The sequence below is a fragment of the Prevotella pectinovora genome, assembly GCF_041323955.1.
In the GTDB taxonomy this organism is placed as follows: Bacteria; Bacteroidota; Bacteroidia; order Bacteroidales; family Bacteroidaceae; genus Prevotella; species Prevotella pectinovora.
The window spans coordinates 1-15,917 of record NZ_JBGLIV010000001.1 but is presented as its reverse complement, the minus strand read 5'-3'; the positions used below and the strand labels follow the sequence as shown (position 1 = coordinate 15,917).

The 15,917-nt window shown below is 37.2% G+C and carries 13 protein-coding genes; 1 reads left to right on the top strand and 12 read right to left on the bottom strand.

Translation table 11 applies throughout. From position 1 onward, the window contains the following. Positions 1-8: 8 nt before the first annotated feature. The 6 genes from ACDC99_RS00065 to ACDC99_RS00040 form a co-directional block, all read right to left on the bottom strand. Positions 9-1,118, bottom strand: a complete 1,110-nt coding sequence (locus ACDC99_RS00065; RefSeq protein WP_370755245.1) for a glycosyltransferase family 4 protein — start codon at positions 1,116-1,118, stop codon at positions 9-11. 674 nt (positions 1,119-1,792) lie between these two features. Then, positions 1,793-2,710, bottom strand: coding sequence for an ATP-grasp fold amidoligase family protein (locus tag ACDC99_RS00060; RefSeq protein WP_370755243.1), 918 nt, complete (start codon positions 2,708-2,710; stop codon positions 1,793-1,795). 2 nt (positions 2,711-2,712) lie between these two features. Beyond that, the gene (locus ACDC99_RS00055; RefSeq protein ID WP_370755241.1) at positions 2,713-3,831 is read right to left on the bottom strand and encodes a glycosyltransferase; all 1,119 of its coding nucleotides are present in this window, start codon (positions 3,829-3,831) and stop codon (positions 2,713-2,715) included. Beyond that, complete coding sequence (locus tag ACDC99_RS00050) at positions 3,828-4,982, bottom strand: glycosyltransferase family 4 protein (protein WP_370755240.1); 1,155 nt, start codon at positions 4,980-4,982, stop codon at positions 3,828-3,830. The genes ACDC99_RS00055 and ACDC99_RS00050 overlap by 4 nt, the downstream gene beginning before the upstream one ends. A gap of 16 nt (positions 4,983-4,998) precedes the next feature. Continuing rightward, positions 4,999-6,027 (bottom strand): hypothetical protein, encoded by a 1,029-nt coding sequence (locus tag ACDC99_RS00045; protein WP_370755239.1) that lies wholly within the window; start codon positions 6,025-6,027, stop codon positions 4,999-5,001. A gap of 213 nt (positions 6,028-6,240) precedes the next feature. Next, positions 6,241-7,728, bottom strand: coding sequence for a lipopolysaccharide biosynthesis protein (locus tag ACDC99_RS00040; RefSeq protein WP_370755237.1), 1,488 nt, complete (start codon positions 7,726-7,728; stop codon positions 6,241-6,243). 152 nt (positions 7,729-7,880) lie between these two features. On the opposite strand from ACDC99_RS00040, the gene ACDC99_RS00035 reads away from it, so the two are divergent. Further along, positions 7,881-9,086: an ISL3 family transposase gene (locus tag ACDC99_RS00035; RefSeq protein WP_042517111.1), complete on the top strand. Its 1,206-nt coding sequence runs from the start codon at positions 7,881-7,883 to the stop codon at positions 9,084-9,086. Positions 9,087-9,746: 660 nt separating this feature from the next. Here the strand turns inward: ACDC99_RS00035 and ACDC99_RS00030 are convergent. The 6 genes from ACDC99_RS00030 to ACDC99_RS00005 form a co-directional block, all read right to left on the bottom strand. Continuing rightward, entirely contained in the window at positions 9,747-9,878 is a 132-nt protein-coding gene (locus ACDC99_RS00030) for a hypothetical protein (protein WP_370755235.1), read from the bottom strand. Positions 9,879-9,967: 89 nt separating this feature from the next. Further along, positions 9,968-10,849: an Rpn family recombination-promoting nuclease/putative transposase gene (locus ACDC99_RS00025; RefSeq protein ID WP_370755233.1), complete on the bottom strand. Its 882-nt coding sequence runs from the start codon at positions 10,847-10,849 to the stop codon at positions 9,968-9,970. A 182-nt stretch (positions 10,850-11,031) separates the two neighbouring features. Beyond that, a complete protein-coding gene (locus ACDC99_RS00020; protein WP_370755231.1) occupies positions 11,032-12,117 on the bottom strand; it encodes an NAD-dependent epimerase/dehydratase family protein in 1,086 nt (361 codons plus the stop codon). A gap of 158 nt (positions 12,118-12,275) precedes the next feature. Continuing rightward, the gene (locus ACDC99_RS00015; protein WP_370756885.1) at positions 12,276-12,488 is read right to left on the bottom strand and encodes an endonuclease domain-containing protein; all 213 of its coding nucleotides are present in this window, start codon (positions 12,486-12,488) and stop codon (positions 12,276-12,278) included. Positions 12,489-13,007: 519 nt separating this feature from the next. Beyond that, complete coding sequence (locus tag ACDC99_RS00010) at positions 13,008-14,375, bottom strand: nucleotide sugar dehydrogenase (RefSeq protein WP_042519696.1); 1,368 nt, start codon at positions 14,373-14,375, stop codon at positions 13,008-13,010. Between the two features lie 21 nt (positions 14,376-14,396). Continuing rightward, positions 14,397-15,086, bottom strand: coding sequence for a hypothetical protein (locus tag ACDC99_RS00005; RefSeq protein WP_288773135.1), 690 nt, complete (start codon positions 15,084-15,086; stop codon positions 14,397-14,399). Between the last annotated feature and the right edge of the window lie 831 nt (positions 15,087-15,917).

Genomic DNA, 15,917 nt, shown 5'->3' with positions numbered 1-15,917 from the left:
CTATTATATTATTTCATATTTATAACTTCCTTATATATTGACTCGTACTTTGCAGCTAGTGACTTTATACCAAAGTTCTCTACAGCAACATTACGTGCAATTTTAGATTTCTCTTCTAAATTCCATGAAGACACATCACGTATACAAGAACAAAGTTCATCAACACTATTTTTATCAAAAATAGTTCCAGCTTCTGTACCTTCAACAATTTCCTCATGAGGACCAATATCAGATAAAATACAAGGAAGCCCACATGACATTGCTTCCAATACCGTATTAGGTAAGCCCTCTGCCAATGATGCAGATATCAAAATATCTGCAGATTGCAGATAGTCAATAGGTGTATTAGTATGCCCGATAAAAATAATATTATGGAATCCTTTAGCACTTTCTTTAAGCATTTCTTCTTCAGCCCCACGACCTACAAATACAACGACAGAATCTTTTGGATTCAATCTCTTAAAAGCCTCAACAATCAGACCATTGTTCTTTCTATGTCTAAAACTTCCTAACACCAAATAAACTTTCTTGTCAACGGGCAAATTCAGCCGTTTTCTAAGTTGTTGCTTTGCATCTTTTGAGAGCGGTTTAAAGAATTCTGTATTAACACCATTTTGGACACACTCTGCATTTATATGATAGTCTTTTATCAAAATCTTCTGTATTGATTTCGAGCAAGCTACAATTATATCCATTTTCTTTATTAGCCATAAATAAAAACCATTAAAGAATGGCTGTATTAAAGGTGAATACCTTTCTGCTATCTCGTTTGGATTACATCTTTGTGTTATTACGATTTTAGCTTTAGTGTGAGCAAACAATGCAACAAAACATACTCTTAAACCACTTGCATGAATAACATCAATAGCATTGTTTTTCACATATCGGCGCAATTTGGGTATTGCAAACAATGTCTTCCACAAAGGTTCATTAAATTGGGCGATATTAATTCCTGCCTCTTTATATCTATAAAGCCACGAATCTTCCGCGACTTCTGGGTCCAAAGTAACAAAAGTAGAATGAACTCGGCCATTCTGCTTCATGCCGTTCAAAATATTCAACCCCTGATTAATAGGACCTGATGTTTTTGCACGACTTACAAAATATATAGTATTCATATTTTTTCTTTTTTATGAATATTTCTGATTATGTTTATAAAATCTAATTTTGTTCATTTAGCAATGCCTTACCCGTTGGCGGAATTAATTTCTTAATTCTAATGACCGATTTGGGTTAAAATCGGGCACGCTGCTTGCCCCTGTTGGGCAGATTTGCTGTCAGACGGATGCCCAATAAGTTGATGTTGCAACACCCATATTCCTGTTTTCTGGATTCTGCCAGTGCATACAATTCCCGTAGTCTGAATTACTCACCGCTGACATTACTTTCATCTGACAATTCCTTTCATCAGCCAAACCATCCAGACAATTGGCTGACAATCGCCAGGCAGCCAACTATCTGTCTGTCTGAATGTTACAGCCAAAAACCAGATAATCTGACAGTTTTTCAGAAATTCTTGGTTTTACTGAAAATCAGCGATATGGGCAACTTTTACTCATATCGACCAAATTAAATTAATTCCGCCAACGGGTATGCCTTATATAATTATGGTGAGCATATTAATATCCTCATTACAATATTATCCATAATCTATAAATACCATGTTTTTAGTTTTTGTCTACTACAATTTCAAATACCACCAATTAATGACGAATAATAAATATGCCCACATCTTTAGCAAACGAAACCACAAAATTAATTTCTATATTGTGGCATTTTACCCAAACAACCTCTATTTATTTATATTTATATTCAGTTTAATCCATGATCCAAACTTGTAATCCCATTCCTCTGGTTGGAAAGGCATGTGACCACTCCAATGAAAGAATGTCATTTCACCAAAATAGACCTTGCCGTCAACTTCATACAAGTCTACTCTAACTTGAGGAATACCTTTAGATAGGATTGCTGCAATCTGTTTCATCTCCTCAAAACACTTTGGCTTTTCTGGTATAACATTTGCATTAGGATGCCCATTAGTAAATGGAAGGTGATTATAGTTTTCATCAAAGAAATCAAACTTTGTTTCATGAGCTCCCTTAGAACGATTTGTCGCTATAAATAGAGCTTTTACTTGCCCATCAAAACAAAAGAATTTATAATCACGAAGTTCTGCAGTCTTTGAGTCCTCCATGTAAGTCTCGGCAATAATTCTAGGTGGCACATTTTTATATGGCCATTCACGATCGCCCCAGAAATAGCTATGTCTTAAGCACTTATTAATAAGTTTTCTCGCTTTATTAATATCCAACTTGCTCTTATCTTTGCAAATTATCAATCCCCCACTATCATGAGTACACTTAAGAACAAACTGATTAGGAAGTTTTTCAAAGTCTATTTCATCGAACTTTTCCCATATCCCTAAGGTCGGAATTAAATATTCCTTGCCTATCTTTCGTTCCACGATTGCCTTAACCTCATACTTATCTACCAACTTAGTATAAAGAGGATTTCTATCATACAACTTCATCCACTGTAACTTCTCACTGAATGTTTGGGGATTTTCAAGATTCAAATCTTTACCCATGGATATTTTAAAAACAGTTTTGATGTAAGTCTCATCATTCATCCAATTAAAAAACTCCCTATGTCCCAAAGTCATAAATAACAAAGATGGCTTTTTTATGATTTCTTTTAATGTTCTTCCCATATCTATTTGTTCTTATATATTTTAGCTAAATTTTCTACAACATGATTCATGTCAAAATCAGATATATTATAATGCATGTCACTCTTTTGATTAACATCTAAAAGTGTATCACACCATATTTTAGTTGAACTATTCAAAGATACTTGTACTGTTGAATCTGTCAATATATTATACGGTTTAATTGTGTCTGATATTATGCATCTTAAGCCTGCTGCTTGGGCTTCCACTAAAGTGACTGAAAGCCCTTCAAATAATGATGGAAACAAAAATACATCCATACACTTTAAGAGTTCTGGTATATCAGTTCTATTTGATAGGATTAGTATTTTTGATAGAATTCCTAATCCAGAAGCCTTTTGAATGACCTTTTCTTTCGTTGGTCCAGATCCTATTAGAAGTAAGAATGAGTTTTCCTGTCGTTTACATAATTCTGCAAAAATATCTATTAAAAAAAGATGATTCTTTGGGTCGCTAAATCTTCCAATATGTCCTACGACATATGCATTTCGTGGAATGCTCAATCTATCCCGAATTTGTTTTTTGCTTTCTTCAACTTCTCTAAATGCTTTAAAGTTAACACCATTATTAACCACAATAACATTGTCAATTCCAAACATAGAATTCAGCTGGGCTTTCATTTCATCGTGAAGAGCAATCATTTGAAGTTTATTGTTCTTTAACAGAAATGAAGCGGCTTCTTTTTCACCATTAGCATGACCAAACATTACAGAAGGTTCACTATGGCAAGTATAAAAAAGTTTTATATTCTTGAGTTTATTACTAATTGGAAGGAGGTATCTTAGCAAGCCAAGATGTACGTGAATTGCTGTAGGCTTTTGTTCCTTGATTATTTTCAATAATTTTCTTGAAACATACCAAGAACCAAATAATCGCCTGTGCAAACTTACCAATTTGTTGTGGTGATTATAGATAGAGATTACTTCAACACCAGACTTTTGAAGTCTTTTATAATTCGCACTATCTTTAAAATTATGGAGCGTAACAAGTACACATCTGGTTTGTAACTCAGGATGTTGTTTGAATAGTATTCCATAATCCTTGACCAGTGTTTCTGCACCACCATCAGAAAATGAAGAAATAAATTGCAATACCGTTGTCATATTATTCTATTGTAAAAATCAATATACGTTTCAGCTATATTTGCCCATGAATCCTTGCCTTTATAATATGATTCCTTTATATAAGCTTCCATCATATCTAATTTTGCTGGATCTTTTAAAAGTTTTATAATTGCATTTGCAAGCTCTATCGGATTTTGAGGCTCAACCAACAATCCAGATTTTCCCTCTTCTATCATCTCGCTTAATCCTCCGACATTAGATGCAATAACAGGCTTTGATAATGCGAAGCTTGTCATGATAACTCCACTTTGCGTTGCATCTATATATGGACATACACATATTGCACATTGTTTCAACATCGTTGCTATTTCATGTGTTTGGATGAATCTATTTTGTAAATCTATATAACCTTTAGTTAGATAAGGTTTAATATCAAAGTATAATTTGCCACTACCTGCAATAGTAAGAGTCGCATCTGGAATTTCTTTTCGTACAATTTCCATAGCTTCACATAAATATTCAATGCCTTTATATGGAGAAATTCTACCAAAGAATAGAATATTTTTCTTTTTATCAGCTATTACATCAGATGCCATTAATGCAATATTCTCATATACTCCAAGCTTGTTAATACATAACTTATTTGAACTAACATTATAAAAAGAACAAAACTCGTCTTTCTGTTTATTGTTTAACAAAGTAATACCATTACTATAACGAACTGCTATTTTTCTGTTTTGAATAGATGTCCCATTCTTTTCACCTGTATGCGGAAATGGATCATGTATTGTTGTTATTACCTTGCAACCTGCAAAATAAAAAAGCATACGTTTTAGACCAAACAAACATGGAGTATGAATAACATCAAACTTATTTCTCCTAATAAAACGATATATTGAAAGCGTCTTTTTCCAATAAGAAAGTGAATAACTTTTATTACTAGTTCTATTTGCAACAAAGAACTTATCCATGTCAATATAACCATCAAAGGCTTTAAGTTCTGGATATACACTTGAAGGAAATACTCCAGTATAGGGATATTCCTTCTTTATATCAATTATTGTATATTGCAAATTATGAGGAGCAAGCATTAAAAGGAAAGTCACATCATGACCTTTTGCCTGCATGGTTCGCACTAATGGTATGTCACAATCCGCAAAAGATGGTGTTGATAAATATAGTATTTTCATAATTAATCTTTTAATATTATTTCTGAGGTGCCACAACCATGACTGTAAGCAGCAACATAATTGGGCTCAAATAAATAGCCTCCATCATGGATATTGCCAATAGAGTTAATGCTGAAGCAACAGATAATAATCCATTTTTTCTGGCACTAATGAAGTAAAATAATACCAAAAATGATGTTCCTATAATTCCGTGCATTAATGTATAATACGAGGCACAGTTAAAAAAAGAATTGTCATCTGATGATATTCCAATAAATTTATTGGCACCTAATAGCAAAGTGTCAAAAGGTTGAGTAGCTAAATATTCCCATCCATAAAATAATCTTAAGAATGAACTTCTTCCTCCAACACCCTGTGTTGCACTGATGTTATTTCCTCTTTCAACTAATGCTTGTCCTATATCTGAGGATATGTATACATACGCAGCATAAGACACAACTGGTAAAAGCAGAATTAAATATTTGACTTTAGATGTATCTTTATTTATAAATATAATTTGATATAGCTTTATAATTAGCATTAAGCCTAAACACAGGACACCGACACCAGATTGGATTGCCAACAAAACAATCGATATAAGCAATGCTTTCTTGGAAAATATTTTACCTTTATTTTCTTCACAAAATAATTCTAAACAAAGAGCCACCACACAATATTGAGCCCAATATGAAGGTTCTGCAAAAATTGAAGAAAAACGACCTGCAAATCTAGTTTTCTGATGAATTTGTAATTCGCTGAAAGTAAAGTCCCCGTAATTCAAATGATTAGAAATAGGTAAAATTACAGATGTACCTTGACCTAGGACATAATAAGCCACATTTTGGTAAAGAAATAATAGTGCAGCAATAAGGAAAATATTAAATACATATTTTCTAAGTTTATTTATATCGAAGTTGCTTGCAAATAATGCCCAACTAATAGAAAACAAGAAAAAATTAATGCCTCCAGGAATCAATTTGGTAAACTTGAAAGGACTTACGAAAAAAATGTCATGAAATGCAACATACCCCCAGCCAAGCAAGTAGATCAAAGGTACTATGTGCATTATTGGTTTTGTTTTGAAAAGAGAGGTTAAAAAAAACAATATGGTTATAAATTGTGGCAAGTAAAAAGACGTGCTGCCAAAATAATATAGGTTTAAAACTGGATACACGGCTAATGCCAACATATATATATTCAGCTTATTATCTTTTATGTTAAACGTTGAATTCATCTTTAATTTTGACTAGTATAGTAAAACAATTTTGATAATTGTCTTTCATAATTTACACTTTTGACCTATATCTGTTTTTTTTAAACGCCTTTTTATAATTTTATAGACAAATTGTTTTTCAGATTGTTGTAAGCCTAAAATGAATACAATGCCAGATGTCATCATCACGTATGTAACAATAGCGACTAAAAGCATGCTGAAATTTGAAACGGTTAAAACTTTACTTATGGGCAAACAGACACTTGCAGACACTATAGAAACAAGGCAAATAGGGTACATGACTTTCATAAAGTAATCGGTCATTTTTAGTTTTATCTTTGGATATATCATATAGACCCTAACTAGCTGAGTCAAAAGTTCTATAACTAAATATATTACATAGACCATAACTGGAGAAATGTGATAAGTAATAAGAAATAAATATGCCAAAGGGACAACAGATAATAGTAGTGAACTTTCTATAATCTGTACTTTTTTTATTTTGCCTGTAGCGTGAAGTGCTGTCATTGTTGGATTTTGAAGAGTATTAATAAGACCAACTAACAACATTAGTTGTACAAATTCAGCAGTGTATTTTGGCACATTGCCGAGCCAAAGTTCCAAAATATATTGTGTGTGTATACAGAGAGGTATTGTGACAAGTAGCATTAGATAAAATGAAAAACGGCTTGACATAAATACAAGTGTATGGAGTCTATCGTAATTTTTTTGCGCATATGCTTTTATTATTTGTGGATTAATTGCTGTTTGGAAACCGGTAAAAAACATTCTAGCTGCTGCCTGAACTTGTATTGATATTCCACGAGCTGCATTAACAACTGTACCAAAAAAAATGTTTAGCAGAATGTTCAATCCTTGAGTATATCCCATAACTGCTACGTTCCCAGTAAGTGTCCAGCCTGCGAAAGAAAGAATATTTGATGAAATCTTTTTATCCCAAATTATTCGATATGAACTCTCTTCAAATTTTGTTTTGCAATATAACATATAAATAGTCCGAATGACAAGTTGTATAAATACTTGAAGGATTGCATATAATACTAAACAATCAATTGGTGAATAAAAAAGGACGATAGCAACGAAAAATTTAGCTACAGTTTCAAATATTGAAATAGCAGCAAAAGCTGACATCTTTTCGTGAGCGATAATAAGTCCATTATATGGTGAACTTATAATACTTATTATTGATGATAATACTGCACTTTGGTAAACCCATATCGCAGCTGTGAGCCTTTCTTCTGGTATTACTAGTTTGGTCATAATAAACCACAATCCAATGGTTTCTGATAATAGTAAAATAATTGCAGCAAAAAACAAATGGATTGACATTATACAACTGAACAGTTTTTTTAGCTCATTTCTATTTTCAGAACCGATCTCTACAGCAATGAATCTAGAATTAGCATTGGAGAGTGACATATTCACAAAATTGAGCATAGCTATTACTCCGCCCACAACATTATAGATACCAAAATTTTCTACTCCTAATGCTTGTAAAACAAGACGAGACGTATATAATTGTAGTACCATCATAAACAACATACGGAGGTACAAAACTATAGTGTTCTTCGCCAATCTTTTATTTGGTTCTTCCGTTAAATGCATAGATAGAAAAAAAAATTTTATATTATGATAAAAATAAAGCTGGCATCATCTATCTTTGTAGTGACCAAACTCAATGATAAATGAATGCCAGCATAATGCATAAAGCTTTTGGCATATCCTTGCAAGAATGTTTGGATATGCGTTGCGAAAGTAATAAAATAGTTTTGAATATCCAAACTCCATCAGACAAACTTTGCTGTCCGGAGTGTGGAAGCCATAATGTAGTCCGTAATGGTTTCACGGCCAGACGCTTTGTGAGCGTGCCGATAGGTTGTTCAAAGACTTTCGTCGAGATGAAGATCCAACGTGTCAAATGTTCTGATTGTGGCTGCATAAAGAACGAGGATGTCGATTTCGCAAAAGGCAAGCGCAGGCATACGACCGCTTTCGCCAATATGGTTATAGACTTGTCGCGCTTTGCAACTATACAGGACATTGCATGGTTCCTGGATGTATCTTGGGACATGGTGCGGAACATACAGATGGAGTTCCTGCAAAAGGAGTATGGCAGCCCTGACCTTTCAAACCTCAGATACATATCCATAGACGAGTTCGCTACCCACAAGGGACAAGTTTACAAGACGATAGTCGTAGACTTGGAAACCGGGCGGATTGTCTTTGTAGGTGACGGTAACGGCAAGGCTTCGCTTGAGGAATTCTGGAACAAGCTCGGAGACAGAAAGAATGACATAAAAGCCGTATGCACAGACTTGTCGTCTGCTTATACGGGGGCGGTAACGGCAAATCTCCCCAATGCCTCTCTTGTCGTGGATCATTTTCATGTGGTAAAGCTCATGAATGAAAGGATAGACCAGTTGCGCCGCCAGTTGTGGCATGCTGAGAAAGACGTTAACAAGCGTAAGGTAATCAAGGGCACGCGCTGGATATTGCTGAGAAACGGCAACGACATCTTTGACGCAAAATACAAGACAAGACTTGACAATGTGCTGAACTTGAATGAACCGTTGATGATTGCATATTACCTGAAAGAAGACTTGAGGGAAATATGGAACCAAACCAACAAGGATGATGCAGAATTGGTGCTAAACGAATGGGTGCGGCAGGCCATGGATTCAAAAATACAGCCATTGGTCAAAATGGCTGCTACCTTGCGGGCCTACAAGCCATATATACTTGCATGGTATGACTACCCGATATCAAATGGCCCTACTGAAGGTATAAACAACAAGATTAAAGTGCTGAAAAGACAAATGTATGGATTCAGAAATGATGAATTCTTCACGTTAAAGCTATACGCTCTACACGACAAGCGTCTACGCATTTAACGGAAGAACCTTTTATTTTCTGTTGATTTATCTAACATTTGTTTGAATATTTCTACTTTTTAATTAATCATCTACTTAGAGTTTGCTAAATTATTACGGCTACGTAACCTTGTGTAGAGGTTAAAACTTTCACGATATCATCGAGAGTGTCGATATTTTTGTTAGTACTCAATTTAGGGCATACCCCTTTGTATAGGCACTTTTACAAGTGCCTTTATATTGAGTTGTTAAAAATTTTACTTGTTTATTAAGTATTTCATATATTTTACACGCAAGTGATTTTCGGCTGCACTCGGCATAGCTTAAACAAGTTTGGCTCTACTCTCGTTGGCACGAAAATTCTTCGCTCTATAGTTCTAAAGCAAGCATTCATTGTTCTCACTTATCGAAGATATTGGCATATTACTTCTTACTTTACCTACAATTTTGCTTAGCCTTATATTCCAATAGGTCAAGAACCATCACGAAATCCTCAAACTTTTTACAATATTGAGTGGCTAAAGGTTCTGGAAACTGCTGACGAATAGAAGCCTTTATCATATTTGACATTGCCTCCTTGCGAATAGCATTAAGCAAGTCTTTAAATGTAAACCATCAATACAGCGTACCCACTATTTTTCAGTGGGTTAACCGCATCAGTATTTTGAATAAAGGCTGTACTTACATGATGCCTTGTAGTATGTTTATTCCCCATACAGATCCTTCATAAACGCCATCTTTCTCAGGTCTTTTGCCGATGGTCCTTTCTTGCTCTTGCAGAGCAAGGTCGAACTTCTTGCAGACTTTCAGCATGTTGACTTTTGTGGTGTTGCTGAGGAGCTGAGAAAGACGAATAGCGTCAACGGTATAGTTTTGGAGGATAAGGTAATCATTTATAAAACTTAAAGTTTAGTTATCTCTTCCTGTGAAAGGCCTGTTGCTTTCATTATAGCGTCAATAGGCATATCCATTTCAAGAAGTTTTTTTGCTATTTCTACAGCTTTGTCTTTTTTGCCTTCAGCACGACCTTTTGCAAGTCCTTTTGCAATACCTTTCTCTTCTGCATTATCCAGCGAGTTCTTCATGTCGCGATAAGCTTTAAGACTGTCCTCATATTCACGAAGTTCTGTTTTTGAGAATCTTGCGATTTCAGCCTGATTAAACAAACGACTAAAGACTTCTGTCTGGAGATACCTGGGTTGACGGTCAAGACGCGAGAGGTTTTGAAGAACATAAATCCACTTGTCATAATTGGTCTTCAGTTCTTCTATACTCTTTTTGAACTTGGCTATTTCAACATACTTAAATGTGAGTTTATCGTTGAACACTTTATGTGTCTGCTTGTCAAGCAAGCCGATGTCGTGATTGATTGTATCTTGTGCAAAAGCAGAATCTGTCATGTCGTAGTTGAGTAATGCAACAACATAAACATGCTTGAGTTCATAATTCCATACTTCTCCTTTTTTCGCTTGCTCACGAATAGGGAATGTGGCATAATATAGGGAACGGTCTTTGAAGTATTTCTGACTGGCATTCTGCATCTCAACGATAAACTTCTCGCCTTTTTCATTCTCACAATATACGTCGAATATAGCCTTGCGGTCTGTACGTACATCACCAACATGCTCACTATTAAGGAATGTCACGTTCTTTACAACTTGTTCACCATCAAACAGAGAGTTGAGAAAATCAATTAACAAATCCTTGTTGGGATTAGTGCCAAAAATTCGCTTGAAACCGAAATCGGTCAGCAAACTGATATATCGTTCTTCTGTGTATCGCATAACCCTAATATTAAATTTGTATTATAACACAAAGATAAAGGATATATTCAATATTTACAAGAATATTGGCACAATTTTGATTATTGAGTGTTGTTATCGGCTTTACCGCTTGCCAGAGCATGAATGTTGAATTATTCTCGACTAACGCCAGCGATTGTAAGTTGTACTATCATGAACAAGAATTAATTGTTGTAATAACGAGCGTACCATTCTGCAAAGCGTCTCAATCCTTCTCTTAGACTTGTGTTCGGCTTAAACCCAAAGTCCTGCTCTAATGGGGTCGTGTCAGCGTAAGTTACTGGCACATCACCAGGCTGCATCGGTACAAGTTCCTTGTGGGCTTCAAAGTCATAATCCTTTGGCAATACTCCTGCACGAACCAATTCTTCTTGGAGGATGGTAACGAAATCAAGGAGGTTTTCGGGAGAGTTGTTGCCAATATTATATACTTTATATGGAGGAATTGGCAGACCATCTTCGCCATTCTGCTTCTCTGGTGCGTGCTGCATGATACGAACTACACCTTCTACGATGTCGTCAACGAATGTGAAGTCACGCTTACAATTACCATAGTTGAAGATTTTGATGGTTTCGCCTTTCACCAGTTTGTCGGTGAATCCGAAGTATGCCATGTCGGGGCGACCTGCGGGACCATAGACTGTGAAGAAGCGAAGGCCAGTAGATGGGATGTTATAGAGTTTACTGTAGGCATGTGCCATCAACTCGTTGCTCTTTTTGGTTGCGGCATAAAGAGATACGGGATTGTCAACCTTGTCGTCTGTTGAATATGGCACTTTTTTGTTGCTACCATATACAGATGATGAAGAAGCATAAACAAGATGCTCAACTTCGTGATGGCGGCAAGCTTCAAGGATATTATAGAAACCAATGAGATTGCTTTGTATGTAAGCGTCTGGATTGGTGATACTGTAACGTACTCCTGCTTGAGCTGCGAGGTTTACAACAACAGCTATCTTGTTATCGGTGAAAATCTTTTCTACAGTTTCTTTATCAGCTATTGATGCGTGTACGAAAGTCCAGGACCCTCCTCGGGTCTCCCTGTTTAGGGAGGATGCTATTTCTTCTATTTCCTTGAGTCGTTCGTGTTTGATGTTGACATCATAATAGTCTGTGATGGAATCAATACCAATCACTTTGATGTTCTGTACGTCGTGGAAAAGACGTTTAACGAGGTTGCTGCCAATAAAACCTGCAGCACCTGTTACAAGAATTGTCTTGCCTTCAAGATTTAAGTTGTATTCTACCATAAAGACCCCCTCATTACCCCTGTTTAGGGGATGGTCCGGAGGGGAGCGGAGGATTTAGACCCCCTCGATCCCCCTGTTTAGGGGGAGGATGGAAGACCCCCTCAGTCCCCCTGTTTAGGGGGAGGAAGAGGACATTGGGCTAACTGTCAGGGGGAGGGTTATAAGTTTTGTTTTATTTTTGTAATGACATAATCGGGGTTAAATAAGACTTCTTGGTTTGTGAAACGTATGACCTTGAAACCTTGGTTTTCTAACCATTCTTGTCTGATAGTATCGTAGAGTTGCTGTTCGTCAGTGAAATGGTAACCGCCATCAATTTCGACTATCAGTCTGCTTCGGCGGAATAGGAAATCTACTATATAATCACCAATAATCCCAAATCGGTCATTAGGGCTTGCTTGTATTTTGCTTTTTTAGAAGAGTGGATTTTGTTTGGCTTTTAATGAGTAATAGCGAGCTATTGCGAATTAAAAACAAGCAAAAGACGCCTTATAAAAAGCAAAAGACTGCAAGCAGTTATTAAAATTATACATTGAACGGACTAATGACCGTTTTGGGATAATATGCTGTCTGATGCATCTCTGCCCAAGTGCTGATGCTTTAACCATTGACCAGAAGACAGATTCTGCCTCAGTAGCATTTTGGCGGTTCTTCTTCGCATTCTCCTTAAGAAGTTCATACTCCAAAGGATCTGCTGTCATCCATTTCCTATCCATAGTTTGAGACCCCCTCAGTCCCCCTGTTTAGGGGGAGGAAGAAGACCCCCTCAGTCCCCCTGTTTAGGGGGAGGAAGAAGACCCCCTCAGTCCCCCTGTTTAGGGGGAGGGGTGGAGAAAGGTTTTTTTCGTTTGTCTTGTAAGCCTCCCTAAACAGGGAGGTTTGGAGGGTCTTTAGTCGCGACGGAAAATGTCACGTGTATATACTTTCTCTTCTACATCCTTCAAGCAATCGTCAAAGCGGTTGGCGATGATGGCTTTGCTTTGAGCCTTGAATTCATCAAGGTTGTTGACTACCTTGCTGCCGAAGAATGTAGTGCCGTCTTCAAGGGTGGGTTCATAGATGATGACTTCTGCGCCTTTAGCCTTGATGCGCTTCATGATGCCCTGGATAGCTGACTGACGGAAGTTGTCACTGTTTGACTTCATAGTCAGACGATAAACGCCGACAACGGGAGCCTCTCCCTGACCCTCCCCTGAAGGGAAAGGATGGCCGTACTGGTTGTTGTTGGTATAGTCGTACCATCCTGCTTTGCGCAATACAGCATCGGCGATGTAATCCTTACGTGTGCGGTTTGATTCTACAATAGCAGACATCATGTTCTGAGGAACATCCTGATAGTTGGCAAGGAGCTGCTTGGTGTCTTTAGGCAAGCAGTAACCGCCGTAGCCGAAGGACGGATTATTATAATGTGTACCGATACGTGGGTCGAGTCCTACGCCTTCGATGATAGCCTTGCTGTCCAAGCCCTTTACTTCTGCGTAAGTATCGAGTTCGTTGAAGTAGCTTACACGGAGGGCGAGGTAAGTGTTAGCGAAGAGTTTAACGGCTTCCGCTTCTTTCATACCCATAAACAAGGTGTCGATGTTTTCCTTGATGGCTCCTTCCTGCAAGAGGGCAGCGAATGTCTTGGCAGATTCTTTCAGCATCTCTACGTCGGTTACTGATTCTATTGCCTTGTTCTCGGCTTCGAACTCCGGTTTATCGATAATCTTAGGATAGCCTACGATGATACGGCTTGGATAAAGATTATCGTAGAGAGCCTTGCTTTCACGCAGGAACTCTGGGGAGAAAAGGAGGTTGAACTTCTTGACTCCTTTCTGAGCGTATTTCAAGTAAAGGTTGCGAGTATAGCCTACTGGGATAGTACTCTTAATCACCATAACGGCATCAGGATTCACTTCCAATACCAAGTCGATTACTTCTTCTACATGGGTAGTGTCGAAATAGTTCTTTACCGGGTCATAGTTGGTTGGTGCTGCAATAACCACAAAATCGGCATCAGCATAAGGAGAAGCCTTCCCCGTCCCTCCCTGAAGGGAGGGGGACAAGACTGCATGGAGATCAAGTGGCTTTTCTGCCAAATACTTTTCGATATAGTCATCCTGAATAGGTGAAATCCTGTTGTTCAGCTTTTCTACCTTTTCTGGTATTACATCTACTGCTGTTACATGATGATGTTGTGATAGCAATGTAGCTATACTCAGTCCCACATAGCCTGTGCCGGCCACTGCGACTCTGATGTCTTTGAAATCACGCATATTTATATTTGATTTAGTTTCTTATTCCGCTATTTCGAAATCTTCGTTATGCACATTGCTGATGGCAACGGCATAACCTCCAAGGTCCATCACAAGCTGGCGGTCGCGCAATATTCGTACGACATATCCTTCTTGTCCTGCCATGATTCCTGTCAGAACACGGAGCTTCACGTGTTCCCTTGCAAATTTCACAAAAGGATCACGAAGGAAAGTCACACGTTCCGGTTCCGACTCCATGACTTTCATGAACGGCTTCATGACGCTGTTCTTGATGGATGCCGGTTCTCCTGTCATGCAATTGTTTACAAGATGGTATCGTGGAAAATTCTTCTGGAGGAAATTCTTCAGGTCTTCAGTTTCGCCCTGCAAGAATACGAGGCCGCTTACTGAAGGTTTCTCTTCTTTGACTACACCTTTGCCATTTGCTTTGCGCTTATAACCAATGGTGCGGTGAATGAAACACTTTGGAATGAAATCGCCTTCCCAATTGCCTTCTTCAAGTATCTTGTCGAACTTTCCAGCTGCAAAATGCTGGATAAACAAATATCCCCATGGAGCCTCCGGTTCTTCGTTAATGGACATTCCTCCTACTTTTGAAGCCGATTTTTTATCAGCCCCAACAACGTGGATGCCCTTTGGTAAACACTTGTTGTTATACATATCGTTGTTTACGTCGGCTGTAGAAGAAGGAAGCGAGCAAACCTGCGTCATTTTCTTTATCTACTTTATGTCACTGTTAGCTGCCATCACGTATGATGACGATGCTATTATTACAATAACATTGCTCATAAAATCACACCTTAGAAGTACATATTGTCCAGTATAGTAGATGAAAACAAAATTCGTCAAGTAGTCTTGGCCATCTTACTTTCTTACTACTATATGGCTTTGTGTCTCTATCAATATTATGTCTGCATCTTCATATCCATATCTCATAATGAGAGATAAGATATCGGGTGCAAAGTTACGCTTTTTCTTGCATTTATTATCAGTCACATTATAAAACTTTTATGTTTTCATTGATTTTGTATAGCTATGTCTATGATTACACGCTAATTAGTAACAAAAATGCGACATAACTTTATATACACAATGCCACTGCCATCATTATATTCTTCACTTTCATCATTCTTCCTCAAACAATACCGCATTAAACCCAAAGCGGTCATTAGGCCGTTTAATGTATAATTTTAATAACTGCTTGCAGTCTTTTGCTCTTTATAAGGCGTCTTCTGCTTGTTTTTAATTCGCAATAGCCCGCTATTACTCATTAAAAGCCAAACAAAATCCAGGCAAGCCCTAATGATTTGGGTTAAACTATACTTCGACTGTCTAAAGTTTATTCTTTCCGTCGTTCGTTCCACGCTATCTTACTGCAACGTGGTGAACAATATACGTCCGGTACAAATTTATAAAATTTATGCCCAGTTTTCAAGAATCCTTTATAAAAACCTGAAAATAGAAAAAGGGCGTAACTCATTGAGTTACACCCCCTTTATCTATCTTTTATCTACGCTTATCTATGAGCGTCTCATTTGACCT